The following is an 18,686-nucleotide window of genomic DNA, read 5'->3' on the forward strand; positions in this document are numbered from 1 at the left end:
CGAAAATCCGGCGTTTCATCAGAGCGCAGCGGGTTAAATACAGGGCAATCCGTCCACCGACCAGAAGGGTGCTCGGTATGGCAACCGAACCGGCAGAGGCGCAGCGCTCAACCCCGGCAACGTCAGAGCCGTTGATCGGAAAGGGCTGGGTCCAGGGTGTGGCCCTGGTGATGATCTTCGGCTTCCTGGTGATGGGCATCCTGGCCTACCGCACCTACACCGCCTCGATGCCGATGCCCGACAAGGTGGTCAGCGAGTCCGGCCAGCCGCTGTTCACCGGTGCCGACATCACCCGCGGCCAGGAGCTCTTCCAGGCTCGCGGTCTGATGGAGTACGGGTCGGTGCTTGGTCATGGCGCCTACTTGGGACCCGACCGCACCGCCGAGTACCTGCGCATGGCGACCGATAAGGTCGCCGACCAGTGGCGGGCGCAAGGTATCACCGACCCGCACGACCGGGTGGTGACCGAATTCCGGACCAATCGCTATAACCCCGACACCAAGACGCTGGTGTTCACCGACCGGCAGGCACGGGCATTCGAGGACATTCAGCAGCACTACGCGACGTACTTCGGTGAGGACTCCACGAAGTACGGCTTTCTGCCGCACATGATTACCGACAAGGCCCAGATCCATGATCTCACCGCCTTTTTCGCGTGGACGGCATGGGCCGCGGCGGCCGAACGGCCAGGCCACAGCTACACCTACACCAACAACTGGCCGGCGGAGAAGCGCGTCGACAACGGCCCGACCGCTCAGGTCATCGTGTGGTCGGCGCTGTCACTGGTCGCGCTGCTCGGCGGGATCGGGATCATGTTCGCGGTCTACGGACGGTGGAGTCAGAAGATCGGTTGGCACGGCGACGCAACCTCGTCCACGCTGTCGTTCCGCGAGCCGGGCGAGGTGAGCTTGACGCCGGCGCAGCGCGCCACGATCTGGTTCTTCGCCATCGTGTCGGTGCTGTTCTTGGCGCAGACACTGGTCGGCGCTGCCGCCCAGCACTACCGGGCCGACCTGTCGACCTTCTTCGGCCTGGATCTGGCTCGAGTGCTGCCGTACAACCTGGCGCGGACCTGGCATGTGCAGCTGTCCCTGTTCTGGACCGCGGCGGCGTTTCTGGCCGGCGGCATCTTCCTGGTGCCGTTCATCGCCCGCCGCGAACCGCGACGCCAGAGCTGGCTGGCCTATGGGCTGCTGGGTGCGGTCGCGGTCGTGGTGTTCGGGTCGCTGATCAGCGAGGCGCTGTCGATCTACGGCGTGATCCCGCCCGGCGGCCTGCTGTCCCAGCAGTGGGAGTACCTGGACCTGCCGCGGCTGTGGCAGATCCTGCTGTGCGTCGGCATGTTCCTGTGGATCGTGATCATCTGGCGCGGCATGCGAACCCGGCTGCGCACCGAATCGAAGATGAACCTGCCGTGGCTGTTTTTCTTCGCCGGCCTGGCCATCCCGGTCTTCTACACGGTCGGCCTGCTGGCCGGCAGCGCAACCCACTTCTCGGTCGCCGATTTCTGGCGGTTCTGGGTGGTGCACCTGTGGGTGGAGGATTTCCTCGAGCTGTTCACCACCGTGATGGTGGCCTACATCTTCGTGCTGCTCGGGGTGGTACGCGAACGGATCGCGCTCGGCGTGATCTTCCTCGATATCATCCTGTACTCCGCCGGCGGTGTGATCGGCACGATGCACCACCTGTACTTCTCCGGCACCCCGGTCGAGCACATGGCCTTGGGTGCCTTCTTCTCGGCGGCCGAGGTCATCCCGCTGACCTTTTTGACCGTGGAAGCGTGGGCGTTCCTGCAATTGGGATCCCGTCAGCAGGCCGGTGACGCCAAGCCGTTCCCGCACCGCTGGGCAGTGCTGTTCCTGGTGGCCGTCGGGTTCTGGAACTTCGTGGGCGCAGGGATTTTCGGGTTTTTGATCAACCTGCCGATCGTGTCCTACTACCAGATCGGCACCGCGTTGACGGCCAACCACGGCCACGCGGCAATGATGGGCGTCTACGGCATGCTGGCCGTCGGCTTGGCCATGTTCGCGTTCCGCTACGTGATTCCGGCCGAAAAATGGCCGGAAAAATGGGCTCGGATCTCGTTTTGGGGAATGAACCTCGGGTTGGCATGGATGGTGTTCGCGACGCTGTTACCCCTCGGCGTGCTGCAGCTCTACCACTCGGTCAACGACGGCTACTACGAAGCGCGCTCGCTGGGTTTCATCGCCCAGCCCGGCAACGCGCTGCTGGAATGGCTGCGGCTGCCCGGTGACGTCATCCTCATCGTCGGTGGGGTGCTGCCGTTCATCTACATCGCATTGCTGGCGTTGCGCCACTTCCGGTCCGGCTCGGTGGCCGACGAGTTGCCCGAGCATCCGCTGTACACCGAATTGACCACCGCCGCAGCAGAGCCCGCGGCACCGGCGAAGGAGTGACGATGACAGCGCCGACGGCATCGGTGTGGCTGGTCGCCGGCTACTCGCTGGTGCTGGTGGCGATCGCCTGGGGCTTCGACACCATGGCGAAGCGGGTGTCGAAGCAGGCCGCGCGCTGGCGCACCGGGAACTTCGTGTACCGCCCCGACCACGACGCCTGGGTCTGCCCGCAAGACCACTGGCTGTGGCCGACGTCGTTCGATCCGCAACACCGGGTGATGCGGTATCGGGCGCTGCCCGTGGTGTGCAACAGCTGTCCGGTGAAGTCCACTTGTACGACGTCGGATCATGGCCGGGAAATCAACCGTGACATCGACCCGTGGCCGCACTCGGATGCCGGCCGCTTCCATCGTGGAATCGCCTGTTTTGTGGCCGCACTCGGGGTGATCATGCCGCTGGCGATGCTGATCGGGCGGCACAGCGCCATCGATCTGCTGATCCTGGGTGGCGCCGCTGCGCTGGTGGTGACCGCTGGACTGCCGCTGACCCGACATTTGTGGAACTCGCCGTCAAACGCCCCGGAATACCTGCCGCACCGAACGGGCCTGGAAGACCAGGTGGCTGTCGCAATCGACCGGTATTCCACCCGGTGGGGCAGCGATTGGGCGCAGAAGGAGGACAGTCCCCAGTGACCGGTGTGGTGATCGTCGTGGTGTTGGCCGCGCTGGCAGCGCTGGTGGTGCTGGCGTTCTTTTCGCTGGTAGTGCTGCGCGAGTACGAGCGCGGCGTGGTGTTCCGGGTAGGTCATGCCCGTCCGTTGTATCAACCCGGATTGAAGTTCCTTATCCCGTTGGCGGACAGGATGATCCGGGTGGATCAACGGGTCGTGACGCTGACGATCCCGCCGCAGGAGGTCATCACCCGAGATAACGTGCCGGCCCGCGTGAACGCAGTGGTGATGTTTCAGGTCGTCGACCCGCGCAAAGCCATCCTGGCGGTGGAGAACTTCGCGGTGGCGACCTCTCAGATCGCCCAGACCACACTGCGCTCACTGCTCGGCCGGGCCGACCTGGACACGCTGCTGGCCCATCGCGAAGACCTCAACAGCGACCTGCGCACGATCATCGAAAAGCAAACCCAGCCCTGGGGTGTCGAAGTGCGGGTCGTCGAGATCAAAGATGTCGAGATTCCCGAGTCCATGCAGCGGGCGATGGCGCGCGAAGCCGAGGCGGAACGCGAGCGTCGCGCCAAAGTCATCAACGCGCGTGGTGAGCTGCAGGCCTCCGAGGAGCTGCGCGAGGCGGCCGAGACGCTGTCGAAAAGCCCGGCGTCCCTTCAACTGCGCTACCTGCAAACCCTGCTGGAATTAGGCGCCGACCAGAACTCGACGGTGGTCTTCCCGCTGCCCGTCGACATCATCACCCCATTCTTGAAACACCCAGAGGTGTTGTCGGACATCGCAGATTCCCCCGGCGAGCATCGCTGACCGGTCGGGCCTAATGGCACCACTGGAAGGACCAATGGCCCTTACCTCGGCCGGATTTGCAGGGAATGCTTGAAGGCAGGTAGAGATCGGAGGTTCAGATGCCTGCCACGATGGTAGAAACCGAAGTCATCAAAGATGCGGTGCGCTTAGCCTGCCGTGCCCCGTCGCTGCACAATACTCAGCCATGGCAGTGGGTCGTCGACACTGACCAACTGCAGCTGTTCCTCGATCCGCGCCGGGTCATGCTCTCGGACCGCTCGGGGCGAGAAGCACTGATCGGCTGCGGGGCTGCGCTCGACCACCTTCGGGTGGCCATGGCTGCCGCCGGGTGGCAGGCGCATGTCGAGCGGTTCCCAAACCCCAACGACCCCAACCATCTGGCGTCTGTTCACTTCACCCCGATGGAATTCGTGACCGACGCACATCGTCGCCGCGCCGACGCCATCCTGCTGCGGCGCACCGACCGACTTCCGTTCCTCGGGGCAATCCGATGGGAATCGTTTGAACCAGTGCTGCGCAACGCCGTCGACGGCGATGCCGTGTACCTCGACGTCGTGCCCGACGAGCTGCATTCGTGCCTGGCGGAGGCTTCCCAGCTTGCCGAGTCGCTGCGCCTCTATGATTCGCGGTACCACGCCGAACTGGGCTGGTGGACAGCGCCATTCGAGGCGTCGGAGGGCATACCCTACAGTGCGCTGGTCTCCGCGGCCGAGGGCGACCGGGTCGACGTCGCTCGGGCCTTCCCGGTCACACACCAAAGCGAACGGCGGACGGGAATCCCGGAAGACGAAGCGACGATTCTGCTGGTGTCCACCGATGACGACAGTCGGGCCGCCGCATTGGCGGCCGGGGAGGCGCTCTCCGCGATCCTGCTGGAATGCACGATGGCCGGTTTGGCTACCTGCACGGTGACTCACATCACCGAAGTCCGGGCCACCCGCGAGATGGTCGGGACGTGCATGGAACGCGAGGCTGTGCCGCAAATCCTGGTGCGGGCCGGCATCGCGCCCGCGATGGAAGAGGTACCACCGCCCACGCCGCGACGACCGCTCAACGAAGTCATGCGCGTAGATGGCTGAGCAGAGCTTGCTATGAGCGGTCCTTGCGCCGGCCTGGTTTCCGACCCACAGTGTTGGATATGAGCCCGAATAACCCTGCCGCTGCCGCGGTCAAGATCTTTCTGGTCGACGACCACGAAGTTGTTCGGCGCGGCCTTATCGACCTGCTCAGCTCCGATCCGCAACTGGAGGTGGTGGGCGAGGCCGGATCGGTTGACGAGGCGCTGGCCCGAATTCCCGCGGCACAGCCTGATGTCGCGGTTCTCGACGTGCGACTGCCCGACGGCAACGGCATCGAACTGTGTCGCGATCTGCTGTCGCGAATGCCTGATCTGCGCTGTCTGATGCTGACCTCGTACAGCTCGGACGAGGCGATGCTCGACGCGGTTCTGGCCGGCGCCAGTGGATACGTCGTCAAAGACATCAAAGGTATGGAGTTGGCCCGCGCCATCAAAGATGTCGGCGCCGGGCATTCGTTGCTCGACAACCGTGCCGCGGCGGCGCTGATGGCCAAGCTTCGCGGCGAAGCCGAGCAACCCGACCCACTGTCCGGTCTCACCCAACAGGAACGCGTGTTGCTTGATCACCTAGCGGAGGGGCTGACGAACAAACAGATCGCGGACCGGATGTTTCTGGCCGAGAAGACGGTGAAGAACTACGTGTCCCGGCTGCTGGCCAAGCTGGGCATGCAACGGCGGACCCAGGCGGCGGTCTTCGCCTCCAAGCTCGAACGGCCGCGGCGCCACGATGGATAGCACTCCCCCACTGCGCGACACCCTTTCTCAGCTGCGGCTGCGAGAACTGCTGACCGAAGTGCAAGACCGCGTCGAACAGATCGCTGCCAGTGGTGACCGCCTCGACGGGCTGATCGAGGCAATGCTGGCGGTCACCGCCGGCTTGGAGCTGGATGCCACCCTGCGCTCGATCGTGCAAACCGCCACCCATCTCGTCGACGCTCAATACGGCGCACTGGAGGTGCACGACCAGTCCAAGCGCGTGTTGCAGTTCGTCTACGAGGGCATCGACGAGGAAACCTTCCGCAGCATCGGTCAATTACCCCAGGGCCGTGGCGTCGTGGGCCTGCTCATCGACGAGCCCAAACCCCTTCGCCTGGACAACATCGCCGATCACCCTGCGTCCGTGGGCTTTCCGGAGAACCACCCGCCCATGCGGACCTTTCTTGGTGTGCCCATCCGCATCCGCGACACCGTGTTCGGCAATCTGTATCTGACTGAGAAGGCCAACCGGCAACCATTCACCGAGGATGACGAAGTCTTGGTGCGGGCCTTGGCGGCGGCCGCAGGCATCGCGATCGCCAATGCCCGCCTCTACCAGCAGGCCAAGGCGCGTCAAGCCTGGATCGAATCGACCCGCGACATCGCCACCGACTTGTTGTCGGGCACCGAGCCGGCGGCGGTCTTCCGGCGCGTGGCCGAAGAGGCGCTCAAGCTGACCGGCGCCGACGCGGCGATGATCGCCGTTCCCGCCGACGACCACACCGCCGGCGACAGGGTGGCAGAGCTGGTGGTCGTCGAAACCGTGGGCGACGCCGTCGCAGCTACCGCAGGAGAGGCGATTCCGCTGGCGCACAATGCGGTCGGCGACGCTTTCATCAAGCGTGATCCGCAGCGCGTCGAACGGATCGAGTTCGACGGTGTCGACGGCGCGCGGCCCGCGCTGGTGCTGCCGCTGCGAGCCTCCGATACCGTAGCCGGTGTTGTCGTGGTGCTGCGCGAGGTCAAATCGACACCGTTCACCGAGGAACAACTCGACATGATGGCCGCGTTCACCGACCAAGCTGCCTTGGCGTGGCAGTTGGCTACCACCCAGCGCCGGATGCGTGAACTCGATGTGCTGACCGATCGAGACCGCATAGCCCGCGATTTACACGACCACGTCATCCAACGGCTCTTCGCGGTCGGCCTGGCGTTGCAGGGCACGATACCCCGGACTCGCGATTCCGCAGTCCAACAACGTCTCTCGAGTGCCGTCGATGATCTGCAAGCGACCATCCAAGAGATTCGGGTTGCCATCTTCGACCTGCACGGCGGCCCGCCCGGAGCGACGCGGCTACGGCAGCGTCTCGACAACGCCATCACTCAATTCGCGGATGCGGGCGTGCGCACCACAATCCAGTTCGTCGGGCCGCTTTCGGTTGTCGACGCCGGACTGGCCGATCACGCGGAAGCGGTTGTGCGCGAGGCGGTCAGCAATGCCGTCCGCCATGCCAGCGCTTCCGAGGTGTCCGTCGATGTCAAGGTCGAGGACGAGTTGGCGATCGACGTCGTCGACAACGGCAGCGGCCTGGCCGGGCCGGTCACCGAAAGCGGCCTGGCGAACTTGCGCCGTCGCGCCGAGGAAGCCGGCGGCGCGTTTACCGTCGGAAACGCCGAAGGTGGCGGGGTTGTGCTGCATTGGTCGGCGCCGCTGCCGTGAGCCCTCCATCCGGCGGGCTGGCCCAGACGGCAGCGGTCGCCGACCCGACCGATTAGGTTGACGTATGTGAACAGCGACCGAAGTGGTTCCGCGTTCGCCGACCCGGCCGGTGCCGGCCGGTGACCGCAGAGCATTCGCAACTTGACGAGCTGCGGGCAGCTCGAGACCAGCTGGAACAGCTGGTGCAAATCATCGTCGAGATCGGTTCCGATCTGGATTTGGCCGCGACGTTGCACCGAATCATCAATACGGCGATGGAATTGACCGGCGTCCGCTACGGAGCGCTGGGCATCCGCGGGTCCGACGGTCGGCTGTCTTTCATGCACGTGGGTATCAACAACGACACAGCGCGCCGACTCGGCGATCTGCCGGTTGGCGACGGTCTTCGCATCGATGATGTGGGGGGTCATCCGCAGACCGCCCGGCTGCACGCACATGACCCGCAGCTGCGGGCGCTGCTCGGAATACCGATCACCGTCCGGTCAACTGACTTCGGAAACCTCTACCTGGCCGACGATCGGCCCGGCCGGGTGTTTTCCACCCTCCAGGAGGACGCCGTGCGGGTCTTGGCCTCGGCGGCGGCGGTCGCCATCGACAATGCGCGGCTCTTCGAGCGCGAACGCGAAACGGCGAAGTGGACAAAGGCCAGTCGTGAGATCACCAGCGCGCTGTTGTCCGCCGATCCACAGACGACGCCGTTGCAGCTCATCGTGGACCTGGCCCTCGAGTTGGCCGATGCTGAGCAGGCGATACTGCTGGTGCCCAGTGAGCCCGATTTGCCGGCCTACGAACTCGACACCCTGGTGGTGGCCGCGACGGCGGGCCGGTATGCCTCCGAGGTGATCGGTCAGCAGGTTCCGATGGACGGCTCCACCACCGGAGGTGTGGCCCGCCGGGGCATCCCGCTGATCACTGATTCCTTCCAATATCCGATCCAGGGGTTCACCGATGTCGGTGAACGTCCGGCGGTTGTCATGCCGCTGATTGCCGACGAGGCGGTGCTCGGTGTTATCGCAGTCGCGCGCAATCCGCGGCAGCCGGCATTCGGCAACGACTACCTGGAGCTCGTCAGTGACTTCGCCCGGCACGCTGCTCTTGCACTGGCGCTGGCGGCTGGTCGCGAACATGCGCTCAACCAGCAACTCGCCCAAGCCGACACCGTCGATGACGCAGTGCACGCCGCGGTCGATGAACTGCGTCGACTGTGGCGGGCCCGCCGCGTCCTGGCCGTCGCCTTCGGCACCCACAACACCACCCCGGAAACCGCACCGGACGTGGTGTCGGTCGGCGAGCCCGCGCGCTGGGACGACCTACCGTCGCAGACCAGAGAGCTGCTCAGCTCGTTGTGCGACGGCGACCTGCTCGCCCCCTACACCGCAACGCCGGGGACTGCCGGTATCGCGCTGCAGCATCCCGAGGGTGTGCTCGTCGTGTGGATCGACCTGGCCGAAAATCGGCCGTTCACCCTCGAGGACCAGACCTTGCTCACCGTGCTGGCAGGCCGCCTTGGCCAGGCTCTGCACCGCCTCCACCAGGTTGACCAACAGCGCGAAACCGCACTGGCCCTGCAACATGCGATCCTCGGCCCCGCCGATCTACCTAGCGGGTTCTCGGTGCGCTACCAGGCCGCCAGCCGGCCCCTACAGGTCGGCGGTGACTGGTACGACGTCATCGATTTGGAGGACGGGCGCATCGCCTTGGTTGTCGGCGACTGCGTCGGCCATGGCCTTGCCGCGGCCACCGTAATGGGGCAGTTGCGCAGCGCCTGCCGCGCCCTGCTGCTCGACCAACCCAGCCCTGGCGCCGTCCTTGCAAAGCTGGACCGCTTCGCCGCGCGGCTACCCGGTGCCCAATGCACCACCGCCGTCTGCGCGGTGCTCAAACCCGACACCGGCGAACTGGTGTACTCCAACGCCGGGCACCCGCCGCCCATTTTGGTCCACGCCGACGGCACCACCCGGGTGCTCGACGACGGGCACACCATTCCGTTGGGAATACGACCCGACCGGCCCCGCCCGGAAGCGCACATCACCATCCCCGCGCGTGCAACGCTGTTGCTTTACACCGACGGTCTGGTCGAACGTCGCCGCAGTTCTTTGGACGTCGGCATCGGCCGCGCCGCCACCCTCGTCCAAGACGGCCGCGGCGCCACGCTGGATGATTTGGCCAACCAGATCATGCTCGCTCTCGCGCCAACCGGCGGCTATCAGGACGACGTTGTGTTGCTGCTGTACCGCCAACCTGCCCCGCTGGAGATGAACTTCCCCGCTCACGTCAGCCACCTCGCGCATTCCCGCGCCGCCTTGCGCAGCTGGTTGAACCGAGCCCAGGTGGACCCGGACCAGGTTTATGACCTGCTCGTCGCCGCCGGCGAAGCCGTCGCCAACGCCATCGAGCACGGTCACCGACATAGTCCGGGGGGCGAGATCAGCCTGCGCGCGACCGCACTAGTCGATCAGGTGCAGTTGACCATTACCGATACCGGCTCGTGGAAGACGCCACAGCCGGAGAAGAATCCCCACCGCGGCCGGGGCATCACGCTGATGCGAGCGCTCACGCACGACGTCACCATCTTCCCCGACAGCGCCGGAACAACGGTTCACTTATCCGCGAGGATCACCTGATGCCCACATCGCTGACAGTCGATACCGCGCGCGACAACGACGGCCAACTCGTGCTGGTTGCGGTGGGAGAAATCGACCTGAGCAACGTCGAGACATTCACGCGGGCGCTCACCACGGCCATCACCGAAACTGCCGGCAGCGCCGAGAAACTGGTTGTCGACCTCAGCGCGGTCGAGTACCTCGACAGCGCCGCGATCAACGTTCTGTTCAATTACGCCGAGCACATCCATCTGATCGTCCGGCCCCTGCTGATCCGCGTCCTCACTGTCAGTGGCCTCACCGAACTGACCACCGTCGAACCCGCTTCGCCGAGAGCAGAACGCTGACGTCAGGGGCGTCACTCAGCGGTTCGTCTTGGCCACCGTGAGCAGTATCGCCGAGTCCTCCATGGCACTGAGTTCATCTACGGCGTTCGGCAGGACGAGCAGGTCGCCGGTCCGGCCGATCCAGTCAGTTTGGTCGCCGACGAGGCGGACCCGGCCACCCAGCACATAGATCGTCGCCTCGTCGAGGCTGTGGTGCTCGTCGAGTGCATGACCTTGCCGCAGCGCGATAACGGTCTGCCGCAAGACTTGCTCATGGCCGCCGAACACGGTGGCTGCGCTACGCCCGCTGCTCTCGGACTTGGCGCGGTCCAGTTGGTCACGAGCCAACGCAGTCAACGAGAATTTCATCATCTGGGGACACCCATCATCAGCGGGGCGCAGCTTCGGCACTGACCACTGTAGGGGCTACCGGCGAAACGAAGCGACCCTAGGCACTCGGCTCGGCTGCCAACAGCTTGCGCAGTACGTACTGCATGATGCCGCCGTGCCGGAAATAGTCAGCTTCGCCCGGGGTGTCGATGCGCACCACCGCATCGAATTCCACACCGCCGGCTCTGACGTGCACGGTGTCGGGGATCGAGTCGTTGAGCGCACCGACGCCGGTGATTTCGAAGGTTTCGTCGCCGGTGATCCCCAGCGTGTCCGCGTTCTGGCCGTCGGGAAACTGTAATGGCAGCACTCCCATTCCGATCAGGTTCGAGCGGTGAATGCGTTCGTAGGACACCGCGACCACCGCGCGTACGCCGAGCAGTAACGTGCCCTTCGCCGCCCAGTCCCGCGACGAACCCGACCCGTACTCCTTGCCGGCCAGAATCACCAGCGGCGTACCCGCGTCGGCGTAGTGAACTGATGCGTCGTAGATCGTGGTCACTGGGCCGTCAGGTCGAGTGAAGTCGCGGGTCCACCCGCCTTCGGTGTCGGGGGCGAGTTGATTGCGCAACCGGATGTTGGCGAAGGTGCCGCGGATCATCACCTCGTGGTTGCCGCGTCGCGACCCGTAGGAGTTGAAGTTCTTGCGGTCAATCCCGTTTTCGGACAGGTACTTTCCGGCCGGCGAATCGGTGCGGATGGACCCGGCCGGGCTGATGTGGTCGGTGGTGACGGAGTCGCCCAGTTTGGCCAGCACCCGCGCGCCGGTGATGTCGGATACCGGTTGCGGCTCAGGGTTCATGCCGTCGAAGTAGGGCGGTTGGCGCACGTACGTCGAATCAGGATTCCACTCGAAGGTGCCAGTCTCGGGTACCGGCAAAGAGCGCCAATTGTCGTCGCCGGCGAACACGTCGGCGTAACTGGCGGTGAACATCTCGGCCTGCAGATGGTTATCGACCACCTCGGCGATTTCGGCTGTCGTCGGCCAGATGTCGCGCAGGTACACCGGTTCGCCGTCGCTGCCTACCCCCAGCGGCTGTGACGTCACGTTGATGCGCATGGTGCCGGCCAGTGCATAGGCGACCACCAGCGGCGGGGAAGCAAGGAAATTCATCTTGGTCTCGGGATGGATGCGGCCCTCGAAGTTCCGGTTGCCCGACAGCATCGAGCAAACCGTCAGGTCGTTGTCGGTCACCGCTGAGCTGACCTCTGGGATCAGCGGGCCGGAATTCCCGATGCAGGTGGTGCAGCCGTAGCCAACCAGGTTGAAGCCCAGCTTGTCCAGATACGGTGTCAGGCCGGCCTTTTCGTAGTAGTCGGTCACCACTCGCGAGCCCGGGGCCAGCGACGTCTTGACCCACGGCTTGCGGCTCAGACCTCTTTCCACTGCCTTCTTCGCCAGCAGGGCCGCGCCCACCATCACCGACGGGTTGGAGGTATTCGTGCACGACGTGATCGCGGCGATCACCACATGCCCGTTGTCCAACTCGACCGCGGTGCCATCGGCGAGTGCCACGTGCACCGGCGCCGAGGGCCAGTCGCCGTCCTGCGAGACATCGGGTGGGTGCGGCTTGTCGTGTGGTCCATCGGCGCTGATCGCGATTGGGTCGCTGGCCGGGAAGGACTCCGCCGACGCCTCGTCGAGGCCGTCCAGTGCCTCCTCGGTCGTCTGCGCGCCGGCAAGCAGCGCGCTCACCGCCTGCGGTGCGACGCGCAGCGGGATGCGGTCCTGCGGACGCTTCGGCCCGGCGATCGACGGCTCGACGGTGCTCAGATCCAATTCGACGGTCTGGGAGAACGTGGGCTCGTGACCGGCCTCGTGCCACAGGCCCTGTTCTTTGGCGTAAACCTCCACCAACCGGATCTGCTGCTCGGAGCGTCCGGTCAAGCGCAGATAATTCAGCGTCACTTCGTCGATCGGGAAGATCGCGCAGGTGGCCCCGTATTCGGGACTCATGTTGCCGATCGTCGCCCGGTTGGCCAACGGCACGTTGACCACTCCGGGCCCGTAGAACTCGACGAACTTGCCCACCACGCCGGTGCGGCGCAGTAACTCGGCCACGGTCAGCACCAGGTCGGTGGCGGTGGTGCCAGGTGGCAGTTCACCAGACAGTTTCAGCCCGAGCACCTGCGGGATCAGCATGCTCATCGGCTGCCCGAGCATCGCGGCTTCGGCCTCGATGCCACCGACCCCCCAGCCCAGCACGCCGAGGCCGTTGACCATCGGCGTGTGCGAGTCGGTGCCAACCAGCGTGTCCGGGTATGCCTGTGGTCCGCCGGGCCCATCGCGGGTGAATACGACCCGGGCCAGGTATTCCAGGTTGACCTGGTGGCAGATCCCGGTGTCCGGCGGCACCACGCTGAAGTCCGTGAAAGCCTGTTGGGCCCAACGCAACAGCTGGTAGCGCTCGGCGTTGCGCTCAAATTCGAGGTCGGCGTTGATACGGAACGCGTCGGCTCGGCCGAAGACGTCGGCGATGACGGAGTGGTCGATCACCAACTCGGTCGGACACAGCGGATTGATCCGGGTGGGGTCGCCGCCGAGGTCGGTGATCGCATCGCGCATCGCCACCAGGTCGACCACGCACGGCACGCCGGTGAAGTCCTGCATCAACACCCGCGCCGGTGTGTACGCCACCTCCCTCCCGTGCGCGGCCGTCGGATCCCATGCCGCCAGCGCCTCGACCTGTTCGGCGGTCACCAACCGCCCGTCCTCATTGCGGGCCAGGTTCTCCAAGAGCACCTTGAGGCTGTAGGGCAGGCGTTGCGACCCGTCGATGCGGTCCAACCGATGGATATGGTAGTTGGTGCCGTCGACCGTGAGCTGATCGCGTGTTCCAAAACTGTTCGAAGTCAAGGTATTGTCTCCCCGCCTTAGGCGCCCACCACCAGGGACAGACCGCGACGGTCACGAGCTGCCTTGCGTTTGCTGCTGGCCACCAAGCGAGCCACTGCGGTCTCGATACCGCGCGCGAGCTGTTCGACATCGGGCACCGCGTCGAAGTCGGCAAGGATGCCGAAGAACAGGTCGTCGGCGTAGCTGAGCATGGCTACCCCGGTCCGCAGTTGCATCGCGATCGGCGGCACCGGCATCACACCAACCACCGTGCGGCCCATGATCTTCAACGGCTCGCGCGGCCCCGGCACATTCGTGGCCAACGTGGTCACCCCGCGCTGCGGTAGCCGGGTCAAAAACCGTATCGCCCACGACGTCAACGCGAACGGAACGACGTTGGCCACCGACACGGCGGCGCTGCCGGCCTGCCGCTGGCCGTTCGACTTGGTGCGGGTCAACCGGGAATGCACCAGCCGCAGCCGGCGGACCGGATTTTCCACCTCGACGGGTAGATAGGGCAACATCACCGAGACGCGGTTATCGGTCTTGCCGAACGCGTCGGCCGAGCGCATCGACACCGGCACCAGTGCCCGCAGCGAATCGGGCAGTGGCTCCTCGCCGCGCCGGGTCAGCAGCGCCCGGTAGCTCTCGGTCAGCGCGGCCAGTGCGACGTCGTTGATCGTGACATCGAATGCTTGACACACCTGTCGGATGTCGTGAAGTGAGACGTGTGCCGCACTGTAGCGGCGCAGGTTGCCCATCGGTCCGTTCAACGACGACGACGTCGGGCGCAACAGCCCGGCGGCGATTTCAGTCGCCCCCCGAAACGCGCGGGCGGCAGCCACCGTCATCGCAGCAGACGTGTTCCACAGCCCGTTCATCCAATTCAGCGGATTGACAACGTTGGCCAGTGCGGCTCCCCAATCGTCAACCGGCTCCGGCTGTTCCTTGGCGGCGCGGATCTGGCTGGCGAAACTTTGGCCCACCCCGCCGTCGGACAGGCCGGCGAGCATGTGTGCGGTGGCGATCCCGTCGGCGATGCAGTGATGAACCTTCATCAGCATCGCCCACCGGTCGTCGGCCAGCCCTTCGATGACCCAGATCTCCCACAGCGGACGACTGCGATCCAACCGCCGCGCCATCAGGTCGGCGATCAACCGGAACACCTCCGGTTCGTCACCGGGCCGCGGCACTGCAATACGGCGAAGGTGGTGGGCGAGATCGAAATCGGGATCGTCGACCCATTCAGGTGCGCCGAGGTCGAGCGGCCGCAGCCGCAGCCGCTGCTTGAATCGTGGACAGGCGGCAATGCGCTCGGCCATGGTCGTGGTGAACGATTCCCGATCGGGTGCCGGCCCCTCCAGAACCGCGAGGCCGCCGATCGCCAGACTTACCCGCGGATCGGAATCTTCGGCCTTCAAAAAACCCGCATCGAGTGTTGTCAGTTGCTCCACGGCTCGGCCCTCCACGGCATGTGCTACGCGTAGTACAACTATCTCGCTGTCCATACCTGCTGGGCAGGGCCATAAGTCCTCAGTTATGCGGCCGTACGAAAGACGTATGACGCGACGGTGATGAGCTTTCCGTCAGCGCCCTCGTCGTACAGCAGCACTCGTACCGCCACAATCCCGGTAGTGCCCGCGATCGGCTGACCTTCGGCCCGGAACGGGCCCACCTTGCCGCGGGCGATAAACATGACGTGCGACGAAAGTCCCTGCAGCCGATCGGTTCCGGTGAGCTGTGCAGCACTGTCGAGCGCTGCGGTCTCCAGTGCCACGAACTGCGGCCCCACGTGCAACGCGGCGTCCGGGGAGGCCACCTCCGCCGACAGTTCGGGTAGTGCCCAAAAGCCGTCTGCTCGCCGGTAAGCACCGAAAGCCTGCCATAGCGGAGGAAGGGTGGGTGAGTCGACGACCTCGATCGGTTCGACAGTCATCTTCCCCAGTCCCTCCGGGGGCACGCCGATACTGACGCCCTGGCCCTCTGTCAGCGCGAGTACCCGGTTGTGGTTGTCCGCGTCGACAATGCGGGAACGGCTGTAGGCCATCCGTTGTCCGCGTTTGAGGTCTTCGGTGATGACTTCGAAGCGCGAAACGTCGCTTCCCGGATCGAGCACCTGGCAGGAATGAATCACCGGGTTGGGCACTGCCTCCATGTCAGTGACAAGGCCACCTTCGGGCGCGGCAATGCCGAGAACGGCAAAGAGTATGCCCCCGGCGGGATTTCGCATGTCGTGTCGCACGGTGACTGTGTCGTCGGCTGGACCGAGGTTCATCGACGCATGGCTTCGCCCGATATACCGATAGCTCAACAGGCCGCCCCAGCGCCGTTGCAGCTCCTGCGCATACGCCGCGGGATCCGAAGCCAGCTCACGGATATCTCGAAGCAAGTGTCCCGTCTCCCTTCAGCATGCTCACACTATCTGCCTTTGCCCGTGTTATCTGAACATCTGCGCTCAGTTCCACCCCACGTCGAGGCGCAGCGTCGAGCGGAACATCCCGAATCCCATGTGCGACTTGCGCTCCCGAAAGATGTTGCATGCCTCGGATCCTCTTAACGGGTTTCGCCGAAATGGCTTGAAAACCTCGCGATGATGTGATAGTGGGCCTTAGGTTCAGCTACGCCGGCTGCGAGATCAGCCGCTGGTGGGACTCATTGTTTCTCACGAGGAAGGAAACAATCATGAGGGGAACCATCGAGAAAACACTCGGCACGACGGCGGCGCTGGCCCTCGGCATGGCGCTACCCATCGGTGTGGCCTACGCCGCTCCCGGCACCGCGAGCGCCACGATTACCGTCAACGGGCAACAGGTTGCCCCCATTAACGGGAAAATCAGCTGCACCTATGAGTACACCGGGTTCGTCATTCAGGCGGGCCACGATAGAGGCTCAGCTTATGTCGAGATCGACCACACCCCGTCCATGGATGGGCAGCCACTGAAGATCGACAAGGCGCGAATCACGCAAACCGACGGCGCGGAATACAGCTACGACGACACGATTCAGGGCATTGCGGGCGACGTGCACTATCAGGGGCCGCCCGATCCTGTGTCCCATCAGAGTGGGAACTACAAGATCACCGGGCATCTCCAGAAGACCCGCAACGGAGGGGAGCCTGACCTCGGGTTTGTGCAGAACGGGCCGCTGGTTCCGTTTGAGATCGACGCGACCTGCCCGTAGACGCTTTCCGCGGTTCGCCCGCCAGACCCCTTGGCGGGCACCAACTTACAACCCGCTGCCCAGTATTGCGGACACGCACTAACCATTCACCGCGGAAGGGCATCTGCGGTGCGGAAGGAACATCATGAAAACTATCCTGGCCGGGCTCACGGTAGCCGCCATCGCTCTACAGATGACCCCGGCTCACGCCGCTCCGTACTTCACGCAGAACTCCTTCGATAAGTTCACCGTCAACAACGGCGAGGTCACCGCGCAGGGTGCGGCCCACTGCGAGAACCCCCAAGTCGCCCCCACGTACCTGACCATCACCGCCACCGACACCACCCCCACCGGGAAGATCGCGACGGCTGAGCTGGACCCCTCCCGCACCCAGGTAACCAGCGTCGAGATCACCACCCCCCAAGGTCCCAAGTTCTGGCACTACCGGGTCGCCACCCCCGGCGTGGCGGGAACACCGGGTAGCGCCAGCGTCACCAAAGCCGCCAACGGCGGTTTCGCGGTGGTGGGCACCATCGCAGTCGAGCAAGGTGCCGCCTCGGTGGGAGCGCCCGTGCCCTTTGAGATCGACGTGATGTGCTGATCAGAAGTACTGTGCTGGCGTCACTGGCTGCCGTGACGTTCCTGACTTTCCCGCCGCTTGACCGAGGGTCCCGGCGCCTATCGTTACGGCCTTCACGATTTCCGTAGCTGCCCAGTCACGGGATGGTGACGTTCAGTCGGCACGTCAACAGCTCGACTTCCGGTGGTCGACGCTGGTGATCCTGCTCGTCGCGGCGGCCCCCTCGTGAAGCTGCGAGCCCCCTTCGGCCTGCTGGTAGGTGGGGCGGATTTCTTGGTTTACCGCGACGGCGGTCGCCACGTCCTCAACGGCCTGCCGCTCTACGACACGCCCCACGGCGGCGGCCTGCTCCTGTACATCTACCCGCCGTTCTCCGCGCTAATTTTCGTGCCGCTTGCCTGGTTGCCCGATGGCGCAGACATTCACATCTGGCTGGCCATCAACGTCGTGCTGCTGATTGCGAGCGTGATGCTGTGCTTTCGGATACTGGGCTACCGAATCACCCCGTACCTGGCCGGCGTCTCCGCGCTGCTCGCGCTTGCCTGCGCTTTCCTGGAACCGGTTCGCACCACGCTGTTCTACGGGCAAATCAACTTGCTGCTAATGCTGCTGGTCCTGTGGGACGCCTCGCGCGGGGAGCGCAGCCGACTCAAAGGGATCGGCATCGGCCTCGCGGCGGGCATCAAGCTGACGCCCGCTTACTTCGTCTTGTACTACCTGCTCGTACGTCAGTGGCGGGCCGCCGGGGTCGCCGCCGCCACGTTCATTGCCACAATCGGTCTGGGGTGGCTGGTGCGTCCCCGCGACTCCTGGCGGTACTGGAGCCGACAGTTCCTCGACACCAGCTGGCTCGACTGGCTCGACAAGCACCTCTTCGACGCCGGCAACCAGTCCGTCCGCGGAGCCATTGCCCGTCTCACCGGAGAGGCCCCCTCGCCCTGGTTGTGGGGCCTGGCCAGTGCGTGCGTAACGGCACTCAGCATGTGGATCGCCGTGCGCCTGTACCGCCGCGAAGAACCCCTGCTCGGAGTCACCGTTGCAGGATTGAGCTCCTGCGCGGTGGCACCGTTTACCTGGCACCACCACTGGGTGTGGTTGGTACCGATGATCGTTTACCTCGTAAATCGGGCGTTGACCAACTCATGGTGGTGGGTCGGGGTAGCAACATTGCTCGCGGTGATGGGTGCATGGCCGTATTCATTTCCGGGTGACCGATGTCAATTTTGTGTACCTGCCGAGCCGCGCATCGGTCTGTTCCTATTCGCGCCGATGTGGGTTCGATGGCAGCCCCTGGTGAATCTGCACCTGATCGTCTATGCCGCCCTGCTGATCGTTGCGGCCCTCATCGCTAGCCGTCTGAAATGCGCCGGGCGCCCCGAGGCCGAAAGCTCTTCTTGTAACGACCCGGTGGCTTGGTAGCTGCCGTCGGTGTATGTCGTTATATAGGCATGGCTT

Annotated in this window: 14 protein-coding genes and 1 pseudogene; 11 read left to right on the forward strand and 4 right to left on the reverse strand. The window is 64.8% G+C overall.

The genetic code is table 11. The features are described from left to right. The first annotated feature begins 77 nt into the window (after window positions 1-77). From AC5Y49_RS09635 to AC5Y49_RS09670, 8 genes and pseudogenes are all read left to right on the forward strand, one after another. Window positions 78-2,417 (forward strand): nitric-oxide reductase large subunit, encoded by a 2,340-nt coding sequence (locus AC5Y49_RS09635; RefSeq protein WP_499886451.1) that lies wholly within the window; start codon window positions 78-80, stop codon window positions 2,415-2,417. Between the two features lie 2 nt (window positions 2,418-2,419). Beyond that, window positions 2,420-3,049, forward strand: a complete 630-nt coding sequence (locus tag AC5Y49_RS09640; protein WP_499886453.1) for a hypothetical protein — start codon at window positions 2,420-2,422, stop codon at window positions 3,047-3,049. Further along, window positions 3,046-3,843 (forward strand): slipin family protein, encoded by a 798-nt coding sequence (locus AC5Y49_RS09645; RefSeq protein WP_499886455.1) that lies wholly within the window; start codon window positions 3,046-3,048, stop codon window positions 3,841-3,843. The genes AC5Y49_RS09640 and AC5Y49_RS09645 overlap by 4 nt, the downstream gene beginning before the upstream one ends. A gap of 98 nt (window positions 3,844-3,941) precedes the next feature. Beyond that, entirely contained in the window at window positions 3,942-4,922 is a 981-nt protein-coding gene (locus AC5Y49_RS09650; protein WP_499886457.1) for an Acg family FMN-binding oxidoreductase, read from the forward strand. Window positions 4,923-4,981: 59 nt separating this feature from the next. Then, entirely contained in the window at window positions 4,982-5,656 is a 675-nt protein-coding gene (dosR, locus tag AC5Y49_RS09655; protein ID WP_499886458.1) for a hypoxia response regulator transcription factor DosR/DevR, read from the forward strand. Continuing rightward, entirely contained in the window at window positions 5,649-7,337 is a 1,689-nt protein-coding gene (locus AC5Y49_RS09660; RefSeq protein WP_499886460.1) for a GAF domain-containing sensor histidine kinase, read from the forward strand. Before dosR ends, AC5Y49_RS09660 begins: the two co-directional genes overlap by 8 nt. A 66-nt stretch (window positions 7,338-7,403) precedes the next feature. Then, window positions 7,404-9,961, forward strand: a pseudogene (locus tag AC5Y49_RS09665) (SpoIIE family protein phosphatase). Then, window positions 9,961-10,287, forward strand: coding sequence for an STAS domain-containing protein (locus tag AC5Y49_RS09670; RefSeq protein ID WP_499886462.1), 327 nt, complete (start codon window positions 9,961-9,963; stop codon window positions 10,285-10,287). Before AC5Y49_RS09665 ends, AC5Y49_RS09670 begins: the two are co-directional and overlap by 1 nt. 15 nt (window positions 10,288-10,302) lie before the next feature. Here the strand turns inward: AC5Y49_RS09670 and AC5Y49_RS09675 are convergent, their stop codons facing one another. The 4 genes from AC5Y49_RS09675 to AC5Y49_RS09690 all read right to left on the reverse strand — a co-directional run bounded on the left by AC5Y49_RS09675 (window position 10,303) and on the right by AC5Y49_RS09690 (window position 15,881). Next, window positions 10,303-10,638, reverse strand: coding sequence for a cupin domain-containing protein (locus tag AC5Y49_RS09675; RefSeq protein WP_499886463.1), 336 nt, complete (start codon window positions 10,636-10,638; stop codon window positions 10,303-10,305). 76 nt (window positions 10,639-10,714) lie between these two features. Continuing rightward, window positions 10,715-13,513, reverse strand: coding sequence for an aconitate hydratase (locus AC5Y49_RS09680; RefSeq protein WP_499886465.1), 2,799 nt, complete (start codon window positions 13,511-13,513; stop codon window positions 10,715-10,717). Between the two features lie 17 nt (window positions 13,514-13,530). Further along, a complete protein-coding gene (locus AC5Y49_RS09685) occupies window positions 13,531-14,946 on the reverse strand; it encodes a WS/DGAT/MGAT family O-acyltransferase (RefSeq protein WP_499886467.1) in 1,416 nt (471 codons plus the stop codon). An 83-nt stretch (window positions 14,947-15,029) separates the two neighbouring features. Then, window positions 15,030-15,881: a hotdog family protein gene (locus tag AC5Y49_RS09690; protein ID WP_499886469.1), complete on the reverse strand. Its 852-nt coding sequence runs from the start codon at window positions 15,879-15,881 to the stop codon at window positions 15,030-15,032. A 293-nt stretch (window positions 15,882-16,174) separates the two neighbouring features. On the opposite strand from AC5Y49_RS09690, the gene AC5Y49_RS09695 reads away from it, so the two are divergent. From AC5Y49_RS09695 to AC5Y49_RS09705, 3 genes are all read left to right on the forward strand, one after another. Then, window positions 16,175-16,672, forward strand: a complete 498-nt coding sequence (locus tag AC5Y49_RS09695) for a lipoprotein LpqH (protein ID WP_499886471.1) — start codon at window positions 16,175-16,177, stop codon at window positions 16,670-16,672. A 124-nt stretch (window positions 16,673-16,796) separates the two neighbouring features. Continuing rightward, a complete protein-coding gene (locus tag AC5Y49_RS09700) occupies window positions 16,797-17,252 on the forward strand; it encodes a hypothetical protein (protein WP_499886473.1) in 456 nt (151 codons plus the stop codon). Window positions 17,253-17,456: 204 nt separating this feature from the next. Next, complete coding sequence (locus AC5Y49_RS09705; protein WP_499886475.1) at window positions 17,457-18,650, forward strand: glycosyltransferase 87 family protein; 1,194 nt, start codon at window positions 17,457-17,459, stop codon at window positions 18,648-18,650. The last annotated feature ends 36 nt before the right edge of the window (window positions 18,651-18,686 follow it).

This window comes from Mycobacterium sp. NGS62, assembly GCF_059812285.1.

Excerpts from the sequence above, each read along its gene's own strand:
- AC5Y49_RS09635 (WP_499886451.1), top strand. The coding sequence starts at position 78 with ATGGCAACCGAACCGGCAGAGGCGCAGCGCTCAACCCCGGCAACGTCA.
- AC5Y49_RS09670 (WP_499886462.1), top strand. The coding sequence starts at position 9,961 with ATGCCCACATCGCTGACAGTCGATACCGCGCGCGACAACGACGGCCAA.
- AC5Y49_RS09660 (WP_499886460.1), top strand. The coding sequence starts at position 5,649 with ATGGATAGCACTCCCCCACTGCGCGACACCCTTTCTCAGCTGCGGCTG.
- AC5Y49_RS09695 (WP_499886471.1), top strand. The coding sequence starts at position 16,175 with ATGAGGGGAACCATCGAGAAAACACTCGGCACGACGGCGGCGCTGGCC.
- AC5Y49_RS09640 (WP_499886453.1), top strand. The coding sequence starts at position 2,420 with ATGACAGCGCCGACGGCATCGGTGTGGCTGGTCGCCGGCTACTCGCTG.
- AC5Y49_RS09700 (WP_499886473.1), top strand. The coding sequence starts at position 16,797 with ATGAAAACTATCCTGGCCGGGCTCACGGTAGCCGCCATCGCTCTACAG.
- AC5Y49_RS09675 (WP_499886463.1), bottom strand. The coding sequence starts at position 10,638 with ATGATGAAATTCTCGTTGACTGCGTTGGCTCGTGACCAACTGGACCGC.
- dosR (WP_499886458.1), top strand. The coding sequence starts at position 4,982 with ATGAGCCCGAATAACCCTGCCGCTGCCGCGGTCAAGATCTTTCTGGTC.
- AC5Y49_RS09650 (WP_499886457.1), top strand. The coding sequence starts at position 3,942 with ATGCCTGCCACGATGGTAGAAACCGAAGTCATCAAAGATGCGGTGCGC.